Source organism: Cupriavidus sp. FW305-F7 (assembly GCF_058782875.1).
This window is the reverse complement of the sequence record NZ_JBYSYC010000025.1, coordinates 19,274-42,442: the sequence shown is the minus strand read 5'-3', so window position 1 is coordinate 42,442 and position 23,169 is coordinate 19,274. Positions and strand designations below refer to the sequence as shown.

At 67.3% G+C, this 23,169-nt stretch carries 21 protein-coding genes, 1 pseudogene and 2 riboswitches; of the genes and pseudogenes, 8 read left to right on the top strand and 14 right to left on the bottom strand.

Going from position 1 to position 23,169, the window contains the following annotated elements; genetic code table 11:
- From AC3WL8_RS22580 to AC3WL8_RS22570, 3 genes and pseudogenes are all read left to right on the top strand, one after another.
- Positions 1-1,330, top strand: a pseudogene (locus AC3WL8_RS22580) (DUF802 domain-containing protein); the annotation flags it as partial.
- Entirely contained in the window at positions 1,327-1,974 is a 648-nt protein-coding gene (locus AC3WL8_RS22575; RefSeq protein WP_013952165.1) for an OmpA family protein, read from the top strand. The pseudogene AC3WL8_RS22580 and the gene AC3WL8_RS22575, both read left to right, overlap by 4 nt.
- A complete protein-coding gene (locus AC3WL8_RS22570) occupies positions 1,967-2,662 on the top strand; it encodes a DUF2894 domain-containing protein (protein ID WP_013952164.1) in 696 nt (231 codons plus the stop codon). The genes AC3WL8_RS22575 and AC3WL8_RS22570 overlap by 8 nt, the downstream gene beginning before the upstream one ends.
- 16 nt (positions 2,663-2,678) lie before the next feature.
- On the opposite strand, the gene AC3WL8_RS22565 is transcribed toward AC3WL8_RS22570, so the two are convergent.
- Positions 2,679-3,692, bottom strand: coding sequence for a zinc-dependent alcohol dehydrogenase family protein (locus tag AC3WL8_RS22565; protein ID WP_211979665.1), 1,014 nt, complete (start codon positions 3,690-3,692; stop codon positions 2,679-2,681).
- 92 nt (positions 3,693-3,784) lie between these two features.
- Between AC3WL8_RS22565 and AC3WL8_RS22560 the strand changes: the two genes are divergently transcribed.
- A complete protein-coding gene (locus AC3WL8_RS22560) occupies positions 3,785-4,705 on the top strand; it encodes a LysR family transcriptional regulator (RefSeq protein ID WP_211979664.1) in 921 nt (306 codons plus the stop codon).
- 22 nt (positions 4,706-4,727) lie between these two features.
- Here AC3WL8_RS22560 and AC3WL8_RS22555 read toward each other — a convergent pair whose 3' ends face one another.
- Positions 4,728-5,582 carry an amidohydrolase family protein gene (locus tag AC3WL8_RS22555; protein WP_211979663.1) on the bottom strand — a complete coding sequence of 285 codons (855 nt, stop codon included), beginning with the start codon at positions 5,580-5,582 and terminating at the stop codon, positions 4,728-4,730.
- Positions 5,583-5,707: 125 nt separating this feature from the next.
- Between AC3WL8_RS22555 and AC3WL8_RS22550 the strand changes: the two genes are divergently transcribed.
- From AC3WL8_RS22550 to AC3WL8_RS22540, 3 genes are all read left to right on the top strand, one after another.
- On the top strand, positions 5,708-6,457 hold the full coding sequence (locus AC3WL8_RS22550; RefSeq protein ID WP_035828325.1) for a GntR family transcriptional regulator: 750 nt from the start codon (positions 5,708-5,710) through the stop codon (positions 6,455-6,457).
- A 26-nt stretch (positions 6,458-6,483) separates the two neighbouring features.
- Positions 6,484-7,464 (top strand): tripartite tricarboxylate transporter substrate binding protein, encoded by a 981-nt coding sequence (locus AC3WL8_RS22545; RefSeq protein WP_013952159.1) that lies wholly within the window; start codon positions 6,484-6,486, stop codon positions 7,462-7,464.
- Between the two features lie 61 nt (positions 7,465-7,525).
- Positions 7,526-8,515 (top strand): Bug family tripartite tricarboxylate transporter substrate binding protein, encoded by a 990-nt coding sequence (locus tag AC3WL8_RS22540; RefSeq protein WP_035828322.1) that lies wholly within the window; start codon positions 7,526-7,528, stop codon positions 8,513-8,515.
- Positions 8,516-8,540: 25 nt separating this feature from the next.
- On the opposite strand, the gene AC3WL8_RS22535 is transcribed toward AC3WL8_RS22540, so the two are convergent.
- The 3 genes from AC3WL8_RS22535 to AC3WL8_RS22525 are packed head-to-tail and all read right to left on the bottom strand — an operon-like array spanning position 8,541 to position 12,617.
- The gene (locus tag AC3WL8_RS22535) at positions 8,541-9,044 is read right to left on the bottom strand and encodes a TlpA family protein disulfide reductase (RefSeq protein ID WP_114136060.1); all 504 of its coding nucleotides are present in this window, start codon (positions 9,042-9,044) and stop codon (positions 8,541-8,543) included.
- Positions 9,041-10,261, bottom strand: coding sequence for a sialidase family protein (locus AC3WL8_RS22530; protein WP_211979662.1), 1,221 nt, complete (start codon positions 10,259-10,261; stop codon positions 9,041-9,043). Before AC3WL8_RS22530 ends, AC3WL8_RS22535 begins: the two co-directional genes overlap by 4 nt.
- A gap of 25 nt (positions 10,262-10,286) precedes the next feature.
- Positions 10,287-12,617, bottom strand: coding sequence for a TonB-dependent receptor (locus tag AC3WL8_RS22525; RefSeq protein WP_492378879.1), 2,331 nt, complete (start codon positions 12,615-12,617; stop codon positions 10,287-10,289).
- Between the two features lie 156 nt (positions 12,618-12,773).
- A riboswitch (glycine riboswitch) is annotated at positions 12,774-12,872 on the top strand.
- A riboswitch (glycine riboswitch) is annotated at positions 12,873-12,991 on the top strand.
- A gap of 11 nt (positions 12,992-13,002) precedes the next feature.
- Here AC3WL8_RS22525 and AC3WL8_RS22520 point away from each other — a divergent pair.
- Positions 13,003-14,316, top strand: coding sequence for a D-amino acid dehydrogenase (locus AC3WL8_RS22520; RefSeq protein ID WP_330995911.1), 1,314 nt, complete (start codon positions 13,003-13,005; stop codon positions 14,314-14,316).
- Positions 14,317-14,395: 79 nt separating this feature from the next.
- On the opposite strand, the gene AC3WL8_RS22515 is transcribed toward AC3WL8_RS22520, so the two are convergent.
- The 9 genes from AC3WL8_RS22515 to AC3WL8_RS22475 form a co-directional block, all read right to left on the bottom strand.
- On the bottom strand, positions 14,396-15,412 hold the full coding sequence (locus tag AC3WL8_RS22515; RefSeq protein WP_211979660.1) for a branched-chain amino acid ABC transporter permease: 1,017 nt from the start codon (positions 15,410-15,412) through the stop codon (positions 14,396-14,398).
- On the bottom strand, positions 15,412-16,296 hold the full coding sequence (locus tag AC3WL8_RS22510) for a branched-chain amino acid ABC transporter permease (protein ID WP_013952152.1): 885 nt from the start codon (positions 16,294-16,296) through the stop codon (positions 15,412-15,414). The genes AC3WL8_RS22515 and AC3WL8_RS22510 overlap by 1 nt, the downstream gene beginning before the upstream one ends.
- A 10-nt stretch (positions 16,297-16,306) precedes the next feature.
- Positions 16,307-17,032: an ABC transporter ATP-binding protein gene (locus AC3WL8_RS22505; protein ID WP_013952151.1), complete on the bottom strand. Its 726-nt coding sequence runs from the start codon at positions 17,030-17,032 to the stop codon at positions 16,307-16,309.
- A 17-nt stretch (positions 17,033-17,049) separates the two neighbouring features.
- Positions 17,050-17,823, bottom strand: a complete 774-nt coding sequence (locus AC3WL8_RS22500; RefSeq protein ID WP_492378878.1) for an ABC transporter ATP-binding protein — start codon at positions 17,821-17,823, stop codon at positions 17,050-17,052.
- Between the two features lie 49 nt (positions 17,824-17,872).
- Entirely contained in the window at positions 17,873-18,562 is a 690-nt protein-coding gene (locus AC3WL8_RS22495) for a DUF2848 domain-containing protein (protein ID WP_211979658.1), read from the bottom strand.
- Positions 18,563-18,629: 67 nt separating this feature from the next.
- Positions 18,630-19,856 carry an ABC transporter substrate-binding protein gene (locus tag AC3WL8_RS22490; protein ID WP_211979657.1) on the bottom strand — a complete coding sequence of 409 codons (1,227 nt, stop codon included), beginning with the start codon at positions 19,854-19,856 and terminating at the stop codon, positions 18,630-18,632.
- Positions 19,857-19,903: 47 nt separating this feature from the next.
- Positions 19,904-21,247: an amidase gene (locus AC3WL8_RS22485; RefSeq protein WP_211979656.1), complete on the bottom strand. Its 1,344-nt coding sequence runs from the start codon at positions 21,245-21,247 to the stop codon at positions 19,904-19,906.
- 2 nt (positions 21,248-21,249) lie between these two features.
- A complete protein-coding gene (locus AC3WL8_RS22480; RefSeq protein ID WP_010812510.1) occupies positions 21,250-21,630 on the bottom strand; it encodes a cupin domain-containing protein in 381 nt (126 codons plus the stop codon).
- Positions 21,631-21,675: 45 nt separating this feature from the next.
- On the bottom strand, positions 21,676-23,160 hold the full coding sequence (locus AC3WL8_RS22475) for a 4-hydroxyphenylacetate 3-hydroxylase family protein (RefSeq protein WP_013952146.1): 1,485 nt from the start codon (positions 23,158-23,160) through the stop codon (positions 21,676-21,678).
- Positions 23,161-23,169 lie beyond the last annotated feature (9 nt).

Below are 23,169 nucleotides of genomic sequence, written 5' to 3'. Positions count from 1 at the left end.
GGACGCGCCGAAGGCGGCCGTCGCGCTGCAGGCGGAACTGGCTTCGCGCGATGCACAGCGCTTCGCCGCCTGGACCGATACGCTCGGCACTATGACGGCCGCGTTGCGCCAGGAGTGGGAACAGCTGAACGCGCATACGGTAAGCCGCCAGGACGAGATCAGCACGACGCTGGCGCAGAGCGTGCGCGACATCTCGACCCAGACCCAGGCGCATGCCAGTCGCACCCTCGCTGAGATCGACCGTCTGGTGCAGGCTGCAGCGGACGCCCCGAAGGCGGCCGTTGCGCTGCAGGCCGAGCTGGCTGCGCGCGATGAACAGCGCTTTGCCAGCTGGACCGATACGCTCGGCACCATCGCCGCCACGCTGCGCCAGCAGTGGGAACAGGCCAGCACGCACGCCGCCACCCGCCAGCAGGAGATCTGCGAGGCGCTGGCGCAGACCGCGCGCGCGATCTCGACCGAGACGCAGGCGCATGCCAGCACCACCCTCGCCGAAATCGACCGCCTGGTGCAAGCCGCGGCCGAGGCACCCAAGGCCGCCACCACATTGCAGGCGGAACTGGCATCGCAGGACGCGCAACGCATGGCTGCCTGGACCGATACGCTCGGCACCATGGCCGCATCGCTGCGCCAGGAATGGGAACAGGCCAGCGCACACACCGTCAGCCGCCAGCAGGAAATCTGCGAGACGCTGGCCGTCACCGCGCGCGACATGGCAGCCCAGGCGCAGGCCCAGGCCACCGGCACCATCGCCGAAGTTGCCCACCTGATGCAGGCCGCATCCGAAGCGCCCAAGGCCGCCGCGGAGGTCATCGCGGAACTGCGCGAGAAGCTCACCGACGGCATGGCGCGCGACAACGCCATGCTGGAAGAACGCAGCCGCATGCTGGAAACGCTGGGCACGCTGCTCGATGCCGTGAATCATGCCTCCACTGAGCAGCGCAGCGTGGTCGACACCCTGGTCGCCACCACGGCGGACCTGCTGGACCGCGTCGGCACGCGCTTTACCGACAAGGTCGAATCCGAAACCGGCAAGCTCACCGACATCGCCGCGCAGGTCACCGGCAGCGCGGTCGAAGTCGCGAGCCTGGGCGAGGCCTTTGGCGTGGCGGTGCAGCTGTTCAGCGAATCCAACGGCAAGCTGATCGACCACCTGCAGCGCATCGAGGTCGCGCTGGACAAGTCGATGACGCGCAGCGACGAGCAACTGGCCTACTACGTGGCGCAGGCGCGCGAAGTCGTCGACCTGAGCATGCTGTCGCAAAAGCAGATCCTTGAGGACCTGCAGCAGCGCGCCGGCCAGCAAGCGCCCAGCGCAGAGGCGGCATGAGAGAGGACCTTGACGCCGGCGTTGAGCCGACCGTTCCCGCGTGGGCGGTCTTTGGCGACCTGATGTCGGTCCTGCTGGGCGCGTTCGTGCTGGTCCTGCTGGGGGTCATCGGCGTGCAGATGGAACTGTCGGCCAGGCTGGAAGCCGAGGTGAAGCAGCGGCAGGAGGAAGCACAGCGCCGCGAGACGCTGGAAAAGGCGCTGGCGGGGCCGCTGGCGGCCGGCCGCGTGACGCTGGTGAACGGGCGCATCGGCATCAGCGGCAACGTGCTGTTTGCGCTCAACTCAGACCAGCTGCAACCTGACGGCCGCGATCTGCTGAAAAGCCTGGCGCAACCGTTGTCAGCCTACCTGCGCAGCCGCGACGAGATCCTGATGGTGAGCGGCTTTACCGACGACCAGCAGGTGCGCGAAGGCAATCGCCGCTTTGCCGACAACTGGGAGCTGTCGGCGCAGCGCGCGCTGACCGTGACCCGCACCCTGATCGATGCCGGCATCCCGCCCACCTCGGTGTTCTCGGCCGCCTTCGGTTCGCAGCAGCCTGTGACACCGAATGCCGATGCCGAGGGCCGCGCGAAGAACCGGCGCGTGGAGATCTCGCCGGTGCCGCGCGTGACCGCGGGCACGGTGAAGCCGCATGGCTAGCCTCGACGTGGCAGCCGATATCCGCGCGCAACTGGACGCCTGGCAGGCCAGCGGCGCCGACCAGGCCGATCCCGTGCGCTTCCGCCTGATGGAGGCGCTGGCCCGTCGCTGCGCCGGACACAGTGGCGCGGTGCGGGGCTTGCTGGATGAGCGCCTGCGAGGTCTGGCCGCCGCGTATGCAGCCATCGTGCAGCGGTACACAGGCAACGATAGCGATATTGCCGATGGTGGCGCGCCGTCCACGCCAACGTCCAGCCCGACAGCCAGCGCGCTTGGCGCACTCGTGCACGACATCACCGCGCGCGCCAGGCCCGCCGTCGCGGTCGCCTCGAACGATGCACGGTCGCCCGCGCCGGTGCCGGCACACGCCCCCCAGTCCAACGCGCCGCTGGTCGATGCCCTGGCCGACTACTTCCGCGAAACCTGGGCCAGGGTCAGCGTCGAGCAGCACTTCCGCCTGTCGCTGGAACGCGTGCCGGAGAATGCCGGGCCGCTCAATACCGACCATCTCGTGCATCGTTCGCTGTCGCTGATGCGCGAGACCTCGCCGGAATACCTGCGGCATTTCCTGTCCTATGTCGAGGGCATGTCCTGGCTGGAGCAGTTGGGCGCAGCGGCGGCGGCCGAGAAAGAAGCGGCGCGCGCCGCCGCGGCCAAAAAGAGCGCGCGCGGCAAGGCTCGCAAATAGCAGTCCGGCCCGCGCCTCAGCGCAGCCGCACCACCACCTTGCCGAAGGCCCCGCGTTCCAGGTGGTCGAGCGCCGCGGGCAAGTCCCCGAAGTCATACTCGCGCTCGATCACCGGGCGCAGCCCCAGCCAGTCCACGGCACGCACCAGGTCCTGCAGCGCGCGCCGGTGCGACACGCCGATCCCCTGCACGGTCACGCGGCCATGCAGCACCGGATAGACGCTGGCGCGCAGCTCATCGCCCTGAAGGTTGCCGATCACCGAGATCCGGCCGCCCTGCGCCAGCGCGGCCAGCGACCGGCCGAAGTTGTCTCCGCCAGCCAGTTCCAGCATATGGTCGGCACCGCGGCCGCCGGTCAGCTCGCGCACGGCAGCCGGCCAGTCAGCGGTGCGGCCGCGATGGACGCCATGCGCCGCGCCCAGCTCCTGCACGCGCGCCAGCTTGTCGTCGCTGCCGGACACCACGATCACGCGCGCACCCTGTGCGCGGGCGATCTGCACGGCAAACAGGGCCACGCCGCCGGTGCCGATCACCACGACGGTGTCGCCGGGCCGCGTCACCGTGGCCTCGGCCAGGGCTTGCCAGGCCGTCAGGCCGGCGCAGGTCAGGGTGCTGGCCTGCGCGGCGTCGAGCGTGCGCGGGGCCGACATCAGCGAATCTTCTGCCAGCACCACGTACTCCGAAAGCATGCCGGGACCAGGCACGCCCAGCGGCATGCTGCGGCGCGGCTGAACGCCATCGAGCCAGCCGGTGAAGAAGGTGCTGATCACGGCGTCGCCAGGGGCAAAGTCGGCTACACCTTCGCCAATCGCCACCACCTCGCCGCGCATGTCCGACCCGGGAACCAGCGGCGGCTGCACGGGCATGCCCATGCCGTCCTGGATGATCAGCAGGTCGCGGTAGTTCAGGGCCACTGCATGGACCCGCACGAGCACCTCGCCGGGACCGGGCACGGGAATGGGCGCGTCGACGCGACGCAGGTTGTTGCGGCCGAAAGCGGACAGTTGCCAGCGTTGCATGGAGGACGTCATGGGGTACTCCGGTCTGTTGAAAACGGTGAACCCACTATACTGATTCCCTGACAGATCCATTGGGCAATCGATGTCCTTCCCATGTAGATCCTATGGAACCAATTACCCATGACCGGCTGGCCGGGATCTCCGCCTTCGTGGCCGCCGCGGAGGCCGGCAGCTTTGCCCAGGCCGCGGCGCGCCTGGGGCTGACGCGCTCGGCCATCGGCAAGGCCATCGCCCGGCTTGAGGCACGCGTCGGCACGCGCCTGTTCGTGCGCACCACGCGCAGCCTGGCGCTGACCGACGACGGCCAGGCCTTTTATGAACGCTGTGCCCAGGCGCTGGAAGACCTGGATGCCGCCCAGCTCATGCTCGAAGCCGGGCGCAGGGAAGCGGCCGGCCGGGTTCGCGTGAGCGCCCCGGTGGTGTTCGGCCGCCACCATGTGGCGCCGCTGCTGCTGGAGCTGGCGGACCGTCATCCGGAGTTGCGGCTGGAAGGGAATTTCACCGACCGGCTGGTCGACTTTGCTGACGACGGCATCGACCTGGCCATCCGCAGCGGACGCCTGCCGGACAGCGACATGCTGGTGGCACGTCCGCTGGGCATGCAGGCGATGGTGCTCTGCGCCGCGCCCGGGTACCTGCGCAAGCATGGCACGCCGGCCAGCATTGCCGACCTGGCCTCGCACCGCTGCCTCGTCTACATGCATGGCGGCGAGTCCGTGCCCTGGTCACTTGCCGGTCCCGACGGCAATATCGCGCGGCCGGAACTGGCGCACCGTCTCGGCTTTGACGATATCGACACCATCGCCGCCGCAGCCATACGTGGCGCGGGCCTGGTCAATGTCCCGTTGTGGCTGGTGCGGCAGCCGCTGGACCAGGGCACGCTGGTGCGCGTACTGCCGCAAGCCTCCGTCATCCGGACCCCGCTGCACCTGGTGTGGCCGCGCACCCGTTTCCTGCCGCACAAGCTGAGGGTGACGATCGATTTGCTGGTGGAGGCGATTCCCGGGGTGCTCGCGCTGGACTGACGCCGGCGGCGCAAGTCGCCCGCTATCCCTTCACCGCAAACCCGTACAACGCTGCGGCGTTGCGCCACCGGAGCGCAGCGGACAAGGCCGCGCCGGCCTCCTCGCTGTCACCGGACGCCCCTTGTCCCGGCCATGCGGCAAGCATCCGGCACTCGTCGACCCGAGCCGGCGCCTCGTGATTGGTCCATGGCCAGTCGCTGCCCCACAGCAAGCGGTCATCGCCCACGACTTCGCGCCATCGCTGCGCAAGCCCGTGCCAGTCCTGAGGGGATGCAAGCCGGTACGGCGCGCTGATCTTCACCCAGACCTGGCGGCGCGCGCGCACGGCAGTGGCCACGTCGAAGATCGCATCCGCGGTTCCTGCGGGGCCGGGCCGGCCAAAGTGGTCAAGCACGACCGGCGCGCCGGCATCGCCAAGGGCCGCGTCAAGCTGCGCCAGCACCATGGCGCCATCGCCGTTGCTGGTATGGAGTTCGACATGCCAGCCCAGCCCGGCGATCCGGGAGAACAGCCCGCGCCACGGCGCGGTGGCAATGCGCTGCCAGTCCGGATCGCCATACAGGTTCAGGCGGATGCCCCGCACGCCGGCGCCGTGCAATGTGGCCAGTTCCTGGTCCGTCACTTCCGGGTCGACCACCGCGACGCCGCGCAAGCGCCCGGGCATGGCCTGCAGCGCGGCCAGCAGCGCCGCATTGTCGGTGCCGAGAAAGCTGGGCTGCACCACTACCCCATACAGCTCTCCGAGTTCTGCAAGCCGGACGTGCCAGCCCTTCAGGTCGGCGGCATAGGGCGGCCGGTAGCGGGCCGATGGCGCGGCCACTCCGGCATCGAAGACGTGGAAGTGGGTATCCACCAGCGGCAATGCGCGCTTGCTCATCAGTCAGTCCCTCCGTGGCGCGGCTCAGTGGCGCGGGTATATCCGGATATGGCATCCGAACCCGCGTCAGTATTCTAGTCCTCTAGAGGACATCGGCATTGACATCAATTTAGCACGGGTTCGGCATGCCAGACAACGCGCTGCTCCAGACTACAACCACCGCCGCGGGCCTGAGCCGCTACGGCCAGATTGCGGCGGAACTGCAGGCAAGGATCGTTTCGGGCGCGTGGGCGCCCGGCAGCGCCATTCCTGCGGAAGGCGCGCTGGCCAAGGAGTTCGGCATCGCGCTGGGCACCATCCGGCAGGCCATCGCCGTGCTGGTCCAGCAGGGCCTGCTGGAGCGCGTGCAGGGCAAGGGCACCTTCGTGCGCAAGGGACTGAGCGGGGCCAGCCTGATGCGGTTTTTCCGCTTCGGCGGCGCCGATGGCGCGCCGGCGGTGCCGCGCTCGGAAATCCTGTCGTGCCGCGCCGTGCGCCTGGACAAGGCCATGGCAACCCGCTTCGGGCTGCCGACGGGTGCACGCGGGCTGGCAATTTCACGCCGCCGCTGGCTGGATGACACGCCCCGGCTGCTGGAATCGATCTGGCTGCCGCTGCCGCGCTGCGAGGCCCTGCAGCAACTCCCGCCGGTGCAATGGGGCGACCTGCTCTACCCGCTGCTGGGCAGCGCCTGCGGCATTACGGTCCATCGCGCCGTTGATGAAGTGACCTTCCGCACGCTAGCAGCAGACGAGGCCGCCTTGCTGGACTTGCCGGATGCGCACCCGTGCGCGGTCGTGACCCGGCATGCCTTCGACCTGGGCGGCAGCTGCATCGAATACCGGCTGACGCGGGGCGACGCCTTTGCCTTTCGCTATACCGCGGACGTCCGCTGACGGACCGCACCCGAGGAGACAGACCCATGCACGCACGCCACGCGATCGCCGCCACGATCGCTGCCATGATCACCACCACCACGCTGGTGCAGGCCGCCGACACCGCCGCGGCCTGGCCGGCACGCCCCATCACGATCGTGGTGACGTATCCGCCGGGCGGCGGCGCGGACCTGATGGCACGGCTGATCGCCCCGGGTCTCGGGCGCGAGCTGGGCCAGACCGTGATCGTCGAGAACCGCCCGGGTGCCGGTGGGCAGATCGGTGCAGCCTATGTCGCCAAGGCGGCGCCGGACGGCTACACGATGATGGTCGATGCCTCCTCGTATGCGGTGAATCCCAGCCTCTATCCGCGCCTGCCCTACGATCCGGACAAGGCCTTCCGGCCGGTCGGCGTGCTGGCGCGCTATCCCAATGTGCTGGTGGCCACGGCGAGCTTCCCTGCCAGCAAGGTCAGCGACGTCATGGCCATGGCCAGGCAAAAGCCAGGCTCGGTCGCCTTTGCGTCCTCGGGCAATGGCTCGGCGCAGCATCTGGCGGGCGTGCTGTTCGAGCAGCGCGCGGGAGTCGACCTACTGCATGTGCCCTACAAGGGCGGCGGCCCCGCCATGACCGATGTCATCGCCGGCCAGGTGCCGCTGTTCTTTGCCAACGTGGCGTCGAGCCTGCAGCACATCAAGGCCGGCAAGCTCAAGCCGCTGGCAGTGACCAGCCATGCCCGCACCCAGGCATTGCCGTCCGTGCCCACCATGCAGGAAGCCGGCGTGGCGAGCTACGAGGTCTATGAATGGAACGCGGCTTTCCTGCCCGCCGCAACGCCGGACCCGATCGCAGCGAAGCTCGCTGACGCCCTGCAGAAAGTCATGACCAGCCCCGAGATCCGGCAACGCGTGGCCGAGCTGGGCGGCGAGGTCGTGGCTGCGCCGCCAGCACAGGCACGGCAATTCATCGACGGGCAGACCCGGCTATGGGCCAAGGTCATCCGGGACGGCAACATCAAGCCCGAATAGCACCCGCCAGCACCGCCCCTGCCCCACCACGGCCCAGCTACAGAACCTTCAGGAGAAAAACATGACCTCGATCAATCCCCTTCGCCGCCATCTGCTCAAGACCACCGCCGCGCTGGGCGCGTGCGCGCTGGCGCCAACGCTGGCGCGTGCCCAGGCCTGGCCGGCCAAGCCGATCCGGCTGGTGGTGCCGTTCGCGCCGGGCGGCAGCTCGGAGATCGTGGCGCGCTCCACCGCGGCGGAGCTGACCAAGCTGCTTGGCGTGTCAGTCTTCGTCGAGAACAAGCCCGGCGCGGCCGGCAATATCGCGATGGGCGAAGTCGCGCGCGCCGATGACAACCACACGCTGATCCTCGGCCATATCGGCACGCTGGCGGTCAATCCGTTTATCTTCCCGAAGCTGCCCTACGACCCCATCAAGGATTTCCGCGCGATCTCGCTGCTGTCGAAGGTGCCGAGCCTGTATGTGGTCCACCCCGACGTGCCCGCGAAGAACCTGAAGGAGTTCGTGGCGCTAGCCAAGAGCAAACCCGGCAAGCTGAACTACGGTTCGGCCGGCAACGGCAGCGCCGGCCACCTGGCCTTTGAATACCTGAAGGCCGCGACCGGCACCTTCATCACCCATGTGCCGTATCGCGGCAGCGGCCCGCAGATCACCGACCTGCTGTCGGGGCGGCTGGACGCGGCCGCCGTCGGCGCACCGGCGATCATCCAGTTCATCAAGGCCGGCAAGTTGCGCTGCATCGCCACCGGCACGACCCAGCGCATTCCCCAGCTGCCTGACGTGCCGACGGTTGCCGAACAAGGCTATCCCGGCTTCGAAATGACGCAATGGTATGGCCTGCTGGCACCGGCGTCTCTGCCCCAGGCGGCCGCCGACAAGCTGGCGGACGCCACCGTGAAAGCTGTGAAGAGCAAGTCGTCGGTCGAGCGCCTGAGCGCGGATGCGGCGATTGTGGTGGGCGACACGCCGGCGGAGTTCTCGCGCTTTATCGCGCAGGAACAGCAGCGTTGGAAGCCGATCATTGCGCGCGCGGGGATCAAGCCGGATTGAACGGGCAGCCGCTCCCGGCGCAGCCTCAGCCGGCGATGCCGGCCCAGCGCAGGTGCTTGCCCCAGTCGGCGTCGCTGATCACGCCGGACACGCCCTGCCGCTGGCCATCGGCGCGATAGAAGTAGGTGCGCGGCATCTCGCCCATCCAGTCCGGATCGACCGCATAGCGCAACCGCTCCTGCGGCTCGTGCCCGAACACCCACGCGTTGCGCGTCAGCCTGACGCGCTGGAGCAGTTGCTGCACCTGTGGCAGCGCGTCGGGGTTGTCCGTCGCCAGCGTGACGACGCGCAGGTCCCGGTGCTGCGCGCGCAGCTTGCCGATGGCGTCGAAGTTGCGCTTGCAATAGACGCAGTCGAGCGACCACACCACCAGCACAAAGGGCTTGCCCTGCTGGCTGGCTGCCAGCTGGGTGGCGCTGGCCGATGCGAACACGGCGACGCGCTCGGCCGGCGCACTGCCGGCATTGGCGGCAGTCATCGCCAGGGTCAGGACGGCAGCGGCGAGCAGCTTGCGGCGGGATGGCATCATGCGCCCTCCTTGCCCAGCGGGAACACCTGGAAGCCCTCGGCCTCGGTACGCCACAGCACGTAGGCGCGGCCCGCATGCTGCAGCAAGTGCGGCTGGTCCGAGTCGCGCTCCGTGCCGGCAAGCTTGCGCGTCTGCCAGGTCTTGCCGCCGTCTTGCGACAACATCGCCGACAGGCGTGTCTGCTGGCCGTCGAACGATTTCCAGGTCACCGCGATCTCGTTGTCCTTCAGCGCGACGATATCGGCATGCTGCGCGCGCGGGTCGTCCAGCGGGCGCTGTGCCAGCAGCTTGCCGTCCTTCCAGCGCCCCACCGAGACCGTGGGCTTGCCTTCGCGCACGTTGAACCAGACCATATGCACCGTGCCATCGGGCGCCACCGAAGCGCCGGGGCCGTGGTGCGGGCAGGCGTCGATGCGCCAGTCGTCGAAGGTGGCGCGCTGCATCGGCGTGGCCCTGCCGTCGGTGCCCAGCAGCGCCAGCGCGTGGTCGCGCGCGTTGGGCGGGAATACATGGCGCCACAGCGCCAGCATCTTGCCGTCAGGCGTGGGCGACAGCGCGATGCGGCAGCATTCGCACGACTGGTCGGCGATCTTGTAGTCGGCCTGGAAGGTCTTGCCCTGGTCGGCCGAGACCGCGTAGTAGACCGCGGCGCCGGCGTACGGCTGCTTGCGCGCCTCGGCGGCAACCACGTCGCGCTTGTCGATCCAGCTGACGAAGACGCGCCCGGCGTTGTCCACCGCGATGGCGTCGAAGCGGTGTGCGATCTGGTCGCGGTTGGCATGCACCGTCAGCGGTTCGGCAAAGGACTTGCCGCCATCGGTGGAGCGCGCAAAGCGGATAAAGCCGGTCCACGGCTTGGGCAGCGGCTGGGTCCAGGTGACGTAGATCTCGCCGTCGCGCCCCGCGGCCACCTTGGGCCGGCTTTCGTGATCGGCGGCAACCTGCTCCGGCACGCTGTTGACATGCTGCGCCGGCCCGAAGCTGCGGCCGTAGTCGGTCGATGCACGTACCGCGACGTAAGGGCCGTCCTTGTAGGCGACCCACAGCTTGCCCTCGCGATCGAAGGCCGCGCCGGTGCCCAGCTCGCTCATCTTCGCGGTCTTGGCCTGGCTGCCGTGGCCGGCGTGATCGCCGTGCGTTTGCGCGGTCGCGGCCAGCGCGGCGCCGGCCATCAGCCCGGCAACGATCAGACGGAAACTGGGGCAAACGCCTTGCATGGGTGTGGTCAGCCTGTTCACGTGCTCAGAAGGAAAGTTTCGCCTCGGCGTAGAACGTCCGGCCCGGATACGGGTGGTAGACGTAGTAGCGCTGGTCGGTGAGGTTGTCGATGCCAAGCCCGAGGCGCACGTTCTTCGCGGGCCTGTACGTCACCTTGACGTCAAAGGTCAGGAAGCTGCTGGTGCCGCCGAAGGTGTCGGGATTGACGTCGGAATTGTCGAGCGTATTGTACTGCCGCCCCGAATAGGTCATGGCCAGCGTGCCGGCCCAGGCCGGCGTGATGCGATAGGTTCCCATCAGGTTGGCCCGCCACTTGGGGATGCGGTAGAAGTACTTGCCCACCGAGGCCGGGTTGTTGGCGTTCTCAAGCGTCTTCGAATGGTTGTAGGCCCCGCTGGCCGACAGGTCAAAGCCGCTGACGAACACATCGCGCGCGTCATAGGCCAGCTCGATGCCGCGGGTGCGCACGCGGTCGACGTTCTGGAAACTGGTGACAGTCGGGAATACCGTGGTGTTGGTCTGGCTGACCAGGGCATCGCGGATATCGTCCTCATACACCGAGACCCGGAAGTACGACGAATCCAACGTGCGCTCGAAGGTCAAGTCCTTCGAGAACGACCGCTCTGGCCGCAGGTTGGGATCGATGTTGATCAGCGCGGTCCCGGTGATGCGGCCCTGGAACAGCTCGCTGACAGTCGGGTAGCGATAGGCCTGGCCCAGCGACAACCGGCCCAGCCAGTCCTGCCCGAAGGCCTTCTCCAGCGCCAGCTTGGGCGACCAGTTGGATTCGCTGCGCACCGGGTAGCCGATATCCGCGCCGGGCTGGCTGCGGCTGCCGTCATAGGCACGCCAGTGTTCGTAGCGCAAGCCGGGGATCAGCTTCCAGTCCTCGGCAAAGTACCAGGCGTCCTGCGCATACAGCGCCTGGGTCTCGGTCTTGCCGGCAAAGGCGTTGTTGAAGGCGGTGATGGTGGCCGCCTGCCAGTCCGAGGTGTTGTAGGTGGTGTTGCTCAGCCGGTAGTTGTCGTAGTGATAGCCGAACGTGACCCAGTGCCCGCCCTGCAGCTGCTGCGGGCGGTAGTCGGCCTTCAGGTCGAGCGTGCGCCAGCCGGTGCCGTCGCCATAGGTCACCGTGCCCGGCCCGCTGCCAACGGTGTTGGCGCTGCGGCTGATGTCCTTGCTGACGTCGAACAGCGACGCCACGCCCGAGAAATTCCAGCCGGTCTCGTTGCGCGTGCGCAGCGACAGGCCATAGAGCCAGCGCGCGTCCTCGCCATTGCTCGGGGCAAAGGCGTTGGCGGGAATCACATACTCGTAGCCGCCGATATTCACTGGACCGTTCGACACCACGTTGCCACTGGCATCGCGCAGGTAGCTGCCCGTGGCGCTGGAGCGGTCCTGTTGCCAGTAGGCGGCAGTGAACTGCGCCTGCAGGGTATTGGTGATGTCGTAGCCAAGCTTGAGCTTGAGCTGGTCCTGCACGGTATGCGTGACGCCCTCGCTGTTCACGCCCATCACCACGCGGTCGCGGCCGGTCTGGTCCTGGTCGAAGTGGGCGCCGGTGACCGGCTTGTCGGCGGAAGTGGCACGGGCCGTGGAGCGCGCCGCGGTATAGAAGCTCAGCGGCTGGCTCTTGCTGTCCTGCCGGTCCACGCTGACCAGCCACGAGAACGGGCCGACGCGGTCGCCCACATAGGCGTTGGCGTGGACCCCGTTGAAGTTGTCGTGCGTGCCGTACAGGCTGAAGCGCTGCGTGAACAGCTGCACGCTGGCATCGCCCTCGAACTTCTCCGGCGTGCGCGTGGTGATCAGCACCGTCGCACCCAGCGAGTTGCCGGGATACAGCGCCGAATACGGGCCGTACAGCACACCCATGCGCTCGATCTCAGCGCTGTTGACCAGCGACCAGCGCGGCGGGAAGCTGAAGTCCGATCCCAGCAGGTTGGACAGCAGCAGGCCGTCCGCATAGACCAGCCCCCGCGCCGACTGGCGCGAACTGGTGCTGCGCACCGAGATGATCGAGTTCATATCGCCGATGAAGCGCTTGCGTACGGCGAGGTTGGGCGCGTATTTGAGGGCGTCTTCCGTGTTCACCACATTGAAGTCGGCCATGCGGCGGCTGCTGATGCCGTAGGCCGGCGAGGGCGTGTTGGGCGGTATGGCCGGCGTCTCGCCGCGCTCCGACTTGGCCGAGACCACCACCTCCTGCAGCGGCTCGAGCGCGTCCACCACCTGGGCGGCGGCGACGGCGGGGCCCATCAGTACCGCCGAAACGGCCAGTGCAATGCGATTTATCTTCACTGGAAAGCCTTGTTGTCGTCTTTTTTTTTGGCTCACTCCACCTGAGCGCAGCATACGGCGCTTCTCCCCGAGAGCGAGCGCTGACATTTTATGGGGCATGGGGACGCAGGCCGATGCGACATAGCGACGCGGGCGGCAGGCCGCCTAAGTGTTAACCCGCATATCCAACGTCGGACCTTGTCACTACATTGCCCCGATTGGCGTCAAGCCAATGTGATGCAGGGAGAGACTATCGCGGCGCCCGCCGCGCACAGCGCCGAAGGAGCAACCGCCCCGGAAACTCTCAGGCAAAAGGACCGGCATCACCAGTCAGTGCACTCTGAAGAATGCCGGACGCTATCGTCCGCCGGCATACCGAAGGAGCAAGCGTACCCCGCCCTGGCGGCCGGGTGTCGTGAATCTCTCAGGTCCAGAACAGAGGGGGCGTCCGCCACGCATATTGCGTCCGGGCTCCCACCATCGACGTTCCTGGAACCTGCAGATCATGAAATCAATCGCTGTCATCGGCGGTGGCATCACGGGTGTCACCACGGCCTACGCGCTGGCCCGGCGCGGATTCTCCGTCACGCTGTTCGAGCGGCACCGCTATGCCGCCATGGAGACCTCGTTCGCCAACGGCGGCCAGTTGTCGGCCTCCAACGCCGAGGTCTGGACCCACTGGTCGACCATCGTCAAGGGCATGAAATGGATGCTGCGCAACGACGCCCCGCTGCTACTCAATCCCCGGCCCAGCTGGCACAAGCTGTCCTGGTTCGCCGAGTTCATCGCCGCGATCCCCCACTACCGCCGTAACACCATCGAGACCGCGCGCCTGGCCATCGCCGCGCGTGAGCACCTGTTCGACTGGGCGGCGCAGGAAGGCATCGATTTCGACCTGAAGAAGGAAGGCATCCTCCATATCTACCGCGACAAGGCCGGCTTCGACCATGCCGGCCGGGTCTCAGCGCTGCTGGCGCAGGGCGGGCTGGAGCGCCGCGCCGTGACGCCCGAGGAGATGCGCGCGATCGAGCCGACGCTGGCCGGGTCCTACTATGGCGGCTATTTCACCGAGAGCGATTCCACCGGCGACATCCACAAGTTCACCAGCGGCCTGGCCGCGGCCATCGATCGGCTAGGCGTGCGCTGCCTGTACGGCCAGGACGTGCGGGCGGTGAAGACCGACGGCAGGCGCGCCACCGTGACCGTTCAGGACGGCGCCGACACGGCCAGCTCCACCTTCGACGGCGCCGTGATCTGCGCCGGCACCGCCAGCCGCGCACTGGCTGCGGGGCTGGGCGACCGCGTCAACATCTATCCGGTCAAGGGCTATTCGATCACGGTCAACCTGACCGATGAAGCCAGCCGCGCCGCGGCACCGGTGGTGAGCCTGCTCGACGACGAAACCAAGCTGGTCACCAGCCGCCTGGGCGACGACCGCTTCCGCGTGGCCGGCACTGCCGAGTTCAATGGCTACAACCGCGATATCCGCGCCGACCGCATCCGCCCGCTGGTGGAATGGGTGCAGCAGTGCTTCCCCGGCGTCAGCACGCGCAGCGTGGTGCCTTGGGCCGGGCTGCGGCCGATGATGCCGGATATGCTGCCGCGTGTGGGGCGCGGGCGGACGGCATGCATCTTCTACAACACCGGGCACGGGCACCTGGGGTGGACCTTGTCGGCGGTGACTGCGGATATGGTGGCGGGGATTGTCTACCAGCATCTCGGCGCGAAGCTGGCAGTCGCGCCGGGTGCGTCGCTGGCATTGGCCAAGGCCTGAGCCTGAACTTGCAGATGTTTTCCCCCCTCTCCCATTTAGGGGAGAGGGGAGAGAACTAGGGGCATGGACGGGTTTCGCCTCATTCGGGTCCGCGCCCCAAACTCCCCACAATCCCCTTGCGGAAAGTCAGCACGCACACGATGAAGATGATGCCCGTCACCATCGACACCGATTCACCGAACCCGTTGAACCAGTCGATGCCCGTCACCGCCGCAAGGTAGCCGCCCAGTTCGCCAAGCTTGTTCTCCAGCGCGATCACAACAAACGCGCCGATAATCGGCCCGGTGAGCGTGCCGAGGCCCCCCAGCAGCGTCATCAAGATCACCATGCCGGACATCGACCAGTGCACGTCGCTGAGCGTCTCGAAGCCCAGCACCAGTGCCTTGACCGAGCCGGCCAGCCCCGACAGCGCCGCCGACAGCACGAAGGCGGTCAGCTTGAAGTGGTCGACGTCATAGCCAAGCGACACCGCGCGCGGCTCGTTCTCCTTGATCGCCTTCAGGATCTGCCCGAACGGCGAATGCACCGTGCGCACGATCAGCGCAAAGGCGGCCACGATGATCGCCAGCGCCACGTAGTACAGCGTCAGGTCGTCCGACAGCGGCAGCACCCCGAACAGCTTGCCGCGCGGGATGCCCTGCAGGCCGTCCTCGCCGCCGGTGAACGGCGCTTGCAGGCAGATAAAGAACAGCATCTGCGCCAGCGCCAGCGTGATCATCGAGAAGTAGATGCCCTGCCGGCGGATGGCCAGCGAGCCCACCACGTAGCCGATCAGCGCGCCCGCAGCGGTGCCCAGGATCAGGCCGATTTCCGGGGTCACGCCCCAGACCTTCAAGGCATGGCCGGCGGCATAGCCAGCGCCGCCGAAGAAGGCCGCATGGCCGAACGACAGCAGCCCGGTATAGCCGATCAGCAGGTTGAAGGCGCACGCAAACAGCGCGAAGCACAGCACCTTGAGCACGAACACCGGATACGCACCGGCCAGTGGCGCGGCCAGCAGGCACGCCAGCACCACGCCGTATATCACCTGCTTTGGCAGGCGCCCCGCCACCTGCTGCTGCCGTACGCCGATTGCGGCGATAGATTGTCCGCTCATCACTTCTCCTTTCCGAACAGCCCTGCCGGGCGCAACAACAGCACCACCACCATGATGACGAAGACAACGGTGGAAGATGCTTCCGGGTACAACACCTTGGCCAGCCCTTCGATCACGCCCAGCCCCAAGCCGGTCAGGATCGCACCCATGATCGAGCCCATGCCGCCGATCACCACCACCGCGAACACGACGATGATTAGGTTCTGGCCCATCAGCGGCGATACCTGCATGACCGGCGCGGCCAGCACCCCGGCAAACGCGGCCAGCGCCACGCCGAAGCCATAGGTCAGCGTCACCATCCGCGGCACGTTGACGCCGAACGCCTCGACCACCTTGGCGTTCTCGGTGCCAGCGCGCAGGTAGGCGCCCAGCCTGGTCTTCTCGATCACGTACCACGTCGACAGGCAGACCGCCAGCGATGCCCCAACCACCCACACGCGGTAATTGGGCAAGCGCATGAAGCCGAGGTCGGAGGCGCCCTGCAGCGCCTCGGGCGGTCCATAGGGCAGCCCGGACACGCCATAAACCGAGCGGAAGATGCCTTCGACCACCAGCGTAATGCCCAGCGTCAGCAGCAGGCCGTAGATATGGTCGAGCTTGTAGATCCAGCGCAGCATGGTCTTCTCGATCACCACGCCCAGCGCGGCCACCACCAGCGGCGACAGCAGCAGCATCGCCCAGTAGCTGAGCCCCGCATAGGTCATGCCGGCCCACGCCAGCACCGCGCCCAGCATGAAGAGCGCACCGTGCGCGAAGTTGATGACGCTCAGCAGCCCGAAGATCACCGCCAGGCCCAGGCTCAGCATGGCGTAGAAGGCGCCGTTGACGAGCCCGAGCAACAGCTGCGACAGCAGCGCCGGGAGCGGGATTTCAAACAGATTCATGAGTCGCTCCTTATACGCCCAGCAGTTCGTGCAGCACCGGCATCTTGGCCTGCAGCTCATTGGCCGCGAAGCGCTCGACGATGCTGCCGTGCTCCATCACGTAGAAGCGGTCCGCCAGCGGCGCGGCAAAGCGGAAATTCTGCTCCACCATCACCACCGTGTACCCCTTCTGCTTGAGCATCAGGATCATGCGCGCAAGCGCCTGCACGATCACCGGTGCCAATCCTTCCGAGATTTCATCGAGCAGCAGCAGGTTGGCGCCGGTGCGCAGGATGCGCCCGACCGCCAGCATCTGCTGCTCGCCGCCGGAAAGACGCGTGCCCTGGCTCTGGCGGCGCTCCTTCAGGTTCGGGAACATCTCGTAGATATCGGTCTCGCTCATGCCCTTGCTGGTGTCGGCGCCCTTCAGCACCGGCGGCAGCATCAGGTTCTCTTCGCATGAGAGGCTGGAGAAGATCGCCCGTTCTTCGGGGCAATAGCCAATGCCGTAGTGCGCGATCTTGTGCGTGGGCAGGCTGATGGTCTCGTGGCCATTGACCTTGATCGAGCCCTTGCGCGTGCCGGTCAGTCCCATGATCGCGCGCAGCGTGGTGGTGCGGCCAGCGCCGTTGCGGCCCAGCAGCGTGACCACTTCGCCGCGGTTCACGGTGAGGTCAACGCCATGCAGGATGTGCGATTCGCCGTACCAGGCGTGCAGGTCCCTGATCTCGAGCGCGGGTGTGTTGGATGTCGTCATCTCATTGGTCTCCCGTCTCAGTGCGCGCCCTGCAGGTCCGCGTCGACGGTGCCCATGTAGGCCTCCATCACGCGCGGATCCTTCGAGACTTCCGCATACGGCCCTTCGGCCAGGATCGCGCCACGCTGCAGCACGGTGATCTTGTCGGCGATCGACGAGACCACGCTCATGTTGTGCTCCACCATCAGGATGGTGCGGCCCGCCGAAACCTTCTTGATCAGCTGCGTGACGCGGTCCACGTCTTCGTGGCCCATGCCCTGCGTGGGTTCGTCGAGCAGCATCAGCTCGGGCTCCATTGCCAGCGTGGTGGCAATCTCCAGCGCGCGCTTGCGGCCGTATGGAAGGTTCACCGTCAGCGTCTGCGCGAACTCGGTCAGGCCGACCTGTTCGAGCAGCTCCATGGCGCGGTCATTGAGCACGTCCAGCGAGCGCTCGCTGCGCCAGAACTGGTACGCCGTGCCGAGCTGCCGCTGCAGCCCGATGCGCACGTTCTCCATCACCGTCAGGTGCGGAAATACCGCCGAGATCTGGAACGAACGGATCACGCCGCGCCGCGCGATCTGCGCGGGCTTTTCACGGGTGATGTCGATGCCGTTGAAAAGGATGGTGCCGGTGGTCGGCTCCAGGAACTTGGTGAGCAGGTTGAAGCAAGTCGTCTTGCCGGCGCCGTTGGGCCCGATCAAGGCATGGATCGACCCGCGGCGTACCCGCAGGTTGACGTCGCTCACCGCGGTAAAGCCGCGGAAGGCCTTGCCGAGGTTGCGGGTCTCTAGTATCAGGTCGTGGTGCATGGCCGTGACTCCGTGGCGCTGCCGTGGCAGTGGGGATGGCGCGGCATGCTCAGCCCGCCACGGGCAGCGCAGCGACCGCGTAGGCGTGGCGCAGCGTGCGCCCCAGCGCCGGGTCTTCCAGCTCGATCTCGAAGCGCTCGGCCGGGCGGATGCCGCCGATCGCGGGCAGTGTTCCGCACAGCATCGCAGAGCCTTCCCCGAACTCGCCGCCATGGCCGCAGAAGCGCTGCAGCAGGTCCGCCGGGGAGCGCATGGCGGTCACCGGGCCTTCCTGGTACAGCACGCGCTCGCCGTCGATGGTGGCGTAGGAGCGCAGCACCAGTTGGTCCCAGTGGCCTTCCACCTCGGAAAGGCGCCACAAGGCCGATGCACAGGGCTTCTCGCACATCTGCTTGGACACGGTGATGCCGTAGGTCTCGGCTTCGCGGTCGGTATGGTCCGAGGCAATGCCCACCAGGATGTCATCGCCGTCCCGGACCAGCAGGAACTCGGCTTCGCCGCTGCTGGCCTCGCCGCTGACCTGGATCTCCGGGGCCGGCCCCAGGCGTTGCGCAGCCACACGGTAGAACACCGGGGTATAGGGCGGGCGCTTGACGCCCAGTTCTTCCAGTTCCCGGATGTGGGCTTCCATGGCTTCGACGTCGCGGCCGGTCCAGCCCGCCACGATGAGCTGGTGGATGGTGACGGTGCGTTGCGACTTGCCCTGGCGGCTGTCGAGTTCAAAGGTAAGGGTCTTCATGATCGGTTGCTCTCTGCAATGGGGTGGAGCGCCGGCTGGAATGCCGACCTCGGTGAGGGATATGGGCTTACTTCCTGACCAGCGGGCAGGCGCTGGCGCTGAGCGGGCGGAACGCCTCGCTCGCGGGGATCACGGTCTTGATCTTGTAGTAGTCCCACGGCCGCTTCGACTCCTGCGGCCGCTTCACTTCGACCAGGTACATGTCGTGCACCATCAGGCCATCGGCGCGGATCGTGCCGTTCTTCGCGAAGAAGTCATTGACCGGGGTCTCTCGCATGCGCGCCAGCACGGCATCGCTGTCGTCGGTGCGCGCGGCCTGGATCGCTTTCAGATAGTGAGTGGTCGACGAGTACACGCCGGCATGCACAAGCGTTGGCATGCGTCCGGTCTTCTCGAAGAAGCGCTGCGACCAGGCGCGCGTGGCGTCGTCGCGATCCCAGTAGAACGATGTCGTCAGCGTCATGCCCTGCGCGGCTTGCAGCCCCAGGCTGTGGATGTCGCTGATAAACATGTGCAGCCCGGCCAGTTTCTGCTTGCCCGCGGTGTTGATGCCGAAGTCGGCAGCGGTCTTGATCGCATTGACCGTGTCGGCGCCTGCGTTGGCCAGCCCGATCACCTTTGCGCCCGAGGACTGTCCCTGCAGCAGGTAGGACGACAGGTCGGCGGAGTTGATCGGATGCCTGGCCTTGCCCTTCAGGGTGCCGCCGACACTGGACAGCGCCTCGGTGCCGTCCTTCTCCAGCGACGCGCCCAGGGCGTAGTCGACCGTCAGGAAGTACCAGCTGTTGTCGCCGCGCCGGGCCAGCGTCTTGACCGTGTTGGCGGCAAAGGCGTACGTATCGTACGAATACTGGATGGTGTAGGGCGAGCAGTCTTCATTGCTCAGGCGCGTGGTGCCGGCACCGCTGGCGATGACGATCTTGTGCTTGAGCTTTCCCAGGTTGGACACGGCCAGCGCGACCGAGGACGGCAGCGCGTCCTGGATCACGTCGACCTTCTGGTTGTCGAGCCAGCCGCGCGCCAGCGTGGCGGCGACGTCGGTCTTGTTCTGATGGTCGGCGCTGACCACCTGGATGGGGGCGCCCAGCACCTTGCCGCCGAAATCGTCCACGGCCATCTGCGCGGCCACCACCGAGCCCTTGCCGCCGATGTCGGAGAAGATCGACGACATGTCGGTCAGCACACCGATCTTGACCACGCCGTCGCTGATGGGGGCCGGGTCGACTGCGGAAGCAGTCGCCGCGAACAGGGTGGCGCAGGCCAGTACGGCGGCGCCGGTACGGATATCAGGCATTGTTGTCTCCACTGTAGTTATGGGTACTTCTGTAGTGCTGCGGGGGCTCAGCCCCGCTCGTGCCTCAATGCCGCCTCGATGCCCATGCCGATGGCCAGCAGCCTGCGGTCGGACAGGTGGCGCCCGAACAGCATCAGTCCCACCGGTGCGTCGCCCAGGCGATGGCACGGGACCGACAGCGCGCACAGGTCGAGCATGTTGGCGATGGCCGGGTTGCGCAGCAGCAGCCGGTTGGTGCTGAAGAAGGCTTCGTCGTCGTCCAGGTTCGCGATGCGCGGCGCCACGACCGGCACGGTGGGCAGGACCACGGCGTCGAAGCCCGCCAGCTCGGCATCGGCCTGCCGGCACAGCTCGCCCCTGCGCTGCAGCATGCGCAGGTAGTCGGCGGCACGCTGCCCGTCAGCCAGCCGGATGCGCGACAGCACGCGCGGGTCATAGCGATCGGCCTGCTCAGCCAGCAAGCTGCCGTGCCAGGCACTGGCTTCCGCTGCGACCAGGCCGCCGTTCGCGCCGATGCCGGCCAGCTGGTCCCAGCTGTCGAAGCTCACGTCCTGCAGCAGCGCGCCCGCCGCGGACAGCCGGCGCAGCGTGCGGCTGAAGACCTCGGCCACCTCGTCCGACATGCCTTCCAGCACCAGCCCGCTGGGCACCGCCAGGCGCAGCCCGGCCAGCGGCGCCGGCCCCGCGGGCGGCGCCTCGCCTGCCATCACGGCATCAATGGCGGCGCAGCACGCCACGGTGTTGGCCAGGCAGCCCACCGAGTCATAGCTGGGCGACAGCGGCACCGTGCCCTGCAGCGGCACGCGCCGCGCCGTGGGCTTGAAGCCAGCGATGCCGCACAATGCCGCCGGGATCCGGCACGAACCGCCGGTGTCCGAGCCGATCGCCGCCAGGGCCATGCCGTCGGTCACCGACACCGCAGCGCCTGACGACGAGCCGCCCGGAATGCGGCCGGCTTGCCGGTCGTAGGGATTGCGTGGGGTGCCGTAGTGCGGATTGATGCCGACGCCCGAGTAGGCGAACTCGGTCATATTGGTGCGTCCGACAAACACCGCCCCCGCCGCACGCAAGCGCGCGATGGCCGGCGCGTCGGCACTGGCCGCACGCTCCGGCAGCACACGTGCGCCGGCGCGGGTCACGTCGCCCTGCACGTCGAACAGGTCCTTGACGGATACCGGCACGCCCGCCAGCGGCCCGACCACGCCTTGCTCGCGCAGCATGTCGCTGGCCTGGGCCTGCTTGCGCGCCGCCATGCTCACGCCATGCGGGAATACGCGAGCGCCTTCGCTGCCGGGATTGCAGATACGTTCGACGCATGACGCCAGCAAGGACAGCGCGTTGGCACTGCCCGCGGCAAGCTGGCGCTGCGCGGTTGCGATGGTCGCTTCCATGATCAGGCCGGGTCGTAGTAGTGGATCTCCAGCAGCATGCAGCCGCCGTCGGACTTGAACGGGCCGTGGAAGGCGCCGGGCGGGCGGCAGGCGTAGGTGTTGGGGACGAAGGCTTCGCCGCCCTTGCCATTGGCGTCGTTGCCGACAGTCAGGTCGCCGCTGAGCAGGTAGACCTCTTCCCAGTACTCATGCACGAAGGGCGAGGTGGTGAACACGCCGGGCTGGAAGCGCAGCAGGCGCGTACGGCTGCCGCTGCGGCCGTTCTCGTCCAGCGAGCCGGACAGGATCTTCTGCTGGATGCCCGACGGATAGCCGTGGGGGACCTCCCAGCCGGACTCCAGGTCCAGGGTGTGGAACTCGTCGTGAAGTTTGGTGATTGCCATGTCGATCTCCGTGTTCGATGCGGGAATTGGGAAAGGTGCGGGAAGTCAGGCGGCCTGCGGCAGCTTGGCCAGTTCGCTTTCGAGGGAATAGCTGCCGAGCATGTTGTCGACCAGGCCGGATGCGTTCTGCCAGTCGTAGGTGCGATAGGCATGGCCCTTGGTGACGAAGGTGGCGCCGGCATAGAACATCTCGTACTGGTTGTGGCGCGACGCAAACTCGGAGCCGACCGCGTCCCAGGCGAGTTTGAAGAACTTGACGCGCTCTTCCGGGCTGCACACCGGCGACTTCTGCGTCTTGGCGATGATCCCGGCGAGGGACGGATTGGCGAAATCCTCGATGCTCGACGGCAGCATGATCATGCCGCCGCCGGCCAGCTCGCGCAGCGTGGCCAGCACCTTGCCGTAGAGCTGCTGGGTCACCACCTGCGAGCCGTACAGCATGCTGCGGTCCGGCACGAAGTAGCCGTGCTTGCCGACCTGGCCCTTGGCTTCCATCCCGTAGACCCAGGCCTCGACCATGCCCGCCTCTGCGGCCAGCTGGCCCAGCATTTCCCTGACCTGCGGGAAGCTGCTGGTGCCGTTGATCTCGGTGATGCGGTGCGCCAGGCCCACCAGGAAGCGCAGCTTCACCATCAGCCGCACCTGGCACTGGTAGTTCTGGTAGACGTGCGCCGGCGTGGCGTGGAATTGCCTGGCGCACAAGCCCACGTCGCCCGCGACGAAGATGCGCTCCCACGGCACCTTGACGTCGTCGAAATAGAGCACCGCGTCGTTCTCGTCAAAGCGGCTGGCCAGCGGGTTGTCGAACACCGAGGTGGCATTAGCTTCATACGACTTGCGCGACATCACCTTCAGCCCCTTGGTGTTCATCGGCACCGCGAAGGACAGCGCATACATCTCGTCGCCCTCGCGCAGCGGCTGGATGCAGCTGCAGAAGACCTCGTTGGCCATGATGCCGCTGGTGGCCAGCATCTTGGCGCCGCGCACGGTGATGCCTTCCGCGTCCTGGTCGACGATGCCCACGGCCAGGTACTTGTCTTCCTGCTCGTGCGCGGACTTGGACTGGTTGGCCTGCGGGTTGACGATCACATAGGTGAGGAACAGGTCATTGTCGCGGGCATAGCGGTAGTAGTCGCGCAGCGCGCCGGCACGTGCCGGATCGGCCTGCTCGAAGACATCGATGCCCATGTACATGCCCGAGATGCAAGAGGCCACGTGGTCGGGCGAGCGGCCCATGAAGCCGTAGTGCAGCTCGGTCCAGGCTTCCAGCATCTGGCGGCGTTCGACCAGCTCGTTGTAGCTGGTCGGCAGCTCCCAGATCCGGCTGACGCGCCGGTCGGTGCCCGCTGGCTGGAAGGTCATCTTGTCGACATTGCCGGGCTGCGCCTGGAAGTCGTAGAGGTTGGCGTAGCTGCGGATCGAGTTGCGGAAGGCCGGGTGGCTGGTGACATCCGTCACCCGCTTGCCGTCCAGGTACACCTCACGCCCATCGCGCAGCATGACAATGTGCTGATTACCGGTCTTGATCATGTCGTTCTC

What these genes read in the sequence shown, in the direction of transcription:
- AC3WL8_RS22575 (WP_013952165.1), top strand. Translation starts at nt 1,327, where the DNA reads ATGAGAGAGGACCTTGACGCCGGCGTTGAGCCGACCGTTCCCGCGTGG.
- AC3WL8_RS22570 (WP_013952164.1), top strand. Translation starts at nt 1,967, where the DNA reads ATGGCTAGCCTCGACGTGGCAGCCGATATCCGCGCGCAACTGGACGCC.
- AC3WL8_RS22565 (WP_211979665.1), bottom strand. Translation starts at nt 3,692, where the DNA reads ATGACGTCCTCCATGCAACGCTGGCAACTGTCCGCTTTCGGCCGCAAC.
- AC3WL8_RS22560 (WP_211979664.1), top strand. Translation starts at nt 3,785, where the DNA reads ATGGAACCAATTACCCATGACCGGCTGGCCGGGATCTCCGCCTTCGTG.
- AC3WL8_RS22555 (WP_211979663.1), bottom strand. Translation starts at nt 5,582, where the DNA reads ATGAGCAAGCGCGCATTGCCGCTGGTGGATACCCACTTCCACGTCTTC.
- AC3WL8_RS22550 (WP_035828325.1), top strand. Translation starts at nt 5,708, where the DNA reads ATGCCAGACAACGCGCTGCTCCAGACTACAACCACCGCCGCGGGCCTG.
- AC3WL8_RS22545 (WP_013952159.1), top strand. Translation starts at nt 6,484, where the DNA reads ATGCACGCACGCCACGCGATCGCCGCCACGATCGCTGCCATGATCACC.
- AC3WL8_RS22540 (WP_035828322.1), top strand. Translation starts at nt 7,526, where the DNA reads ATGACCTCGATCAATCCCCTTCGCCGCCATCTGCTCAAGACCACCGCC.
- AC3WL8_RS22535 (WP_114136060.1), bottom strand. Translation starts at nt 9,044, where the DNA reads ATGATGCCATCCCGCCGCAAGCTGCTCGCCGCTGCCGTCCTGACCCTG.
- AC3WL8_RS22530 (WP_211979662.1), bottom strand. Translation starts at nt 10,261, where the DNA reads ATGCAAGGCGTTTGCCCCAGTTTCCGTCTGATCGTTGCCGGGCTGATG.
- AC3WL8_RS22525 (WP_492378879.1), bottom strand. Translation starts at nt 12,617, where the DNA reads ATGCTGCGCTCAGGTGGAGTGAGCCAAAAAAAAAGACGACAACAAGGC.
- AC3WL8_RS22515 (WP_211979660.1), bottom strand. Translation starts at nt 15,412, where the DNA reads ATGAGCGGACAATCTATCGCCGCAATCGGCGTACGGCAGCAGCAGGTG.
- AC3WL8_RS22510 (WP_013952152.1), bottom strand. Translation starts at nt 16,296, where the DNA reads ATGAATCTGTTTGAAATCCCGCTCCCGGCGCTGCTGTCGCAGCTGTTG.
- AC3WL8_RS22505 (WP_013952151.1), bottom strand. Translation starts at nt 17,032, where the DNA reads ATGACGACATCCAACACACCCGCGCTCGAGATCAGGGACCTGCACGCC.
- AC3WL8_RS22500 (WP_492378878.1), bottom strand. Translation starts at nt 17,823, where the DNA reads ATGCACCACGACCTGATACTAGAGACCCGCAACCTCGGCAAGGCCTTC.
- AC3WL8_RS22495 (WP_211979658.1), bottom strand. Translation starts at nt 18,562, where the DNA reads ATGAAGACCCTTACCTTTGAACTCGACAGCCGCCAGGGCAAGTCGCAA.
- AC3WL8_RS22490 (WP_211979657.1), bottom strand. Translation starts at nt 19,856, where the DNA reads ATGCCTGATATCCGTACCGGCGCCGCCGTACTGGCCTGCGCCACCCTG.
- AC3WL8_RS22485 (WP_211979656.1), bottom strand. Translation starts at nt 21,247, where the DNA reads ATGGAAGCGACCATCGCAACCGCGCAGCGCCAGCTTGCCGCGGGCAGT.
- AC3WL8_RS22480 (WP_010812510.1), bottom strand. Translation starts at nt 21,630, where the DNA reads ATGGCAATCACCAAACTTCACGACGAGTTCCACACCCTGGACCTGGAG.
- AC3WL8_RS22475 (WP_013952146.1), bottom strand. Translation starts at nt 23,160, where the DNA reads ATGATCAAGACCGGTAATCAGCACATTGTCATGCTGCGCGATGGGCGT.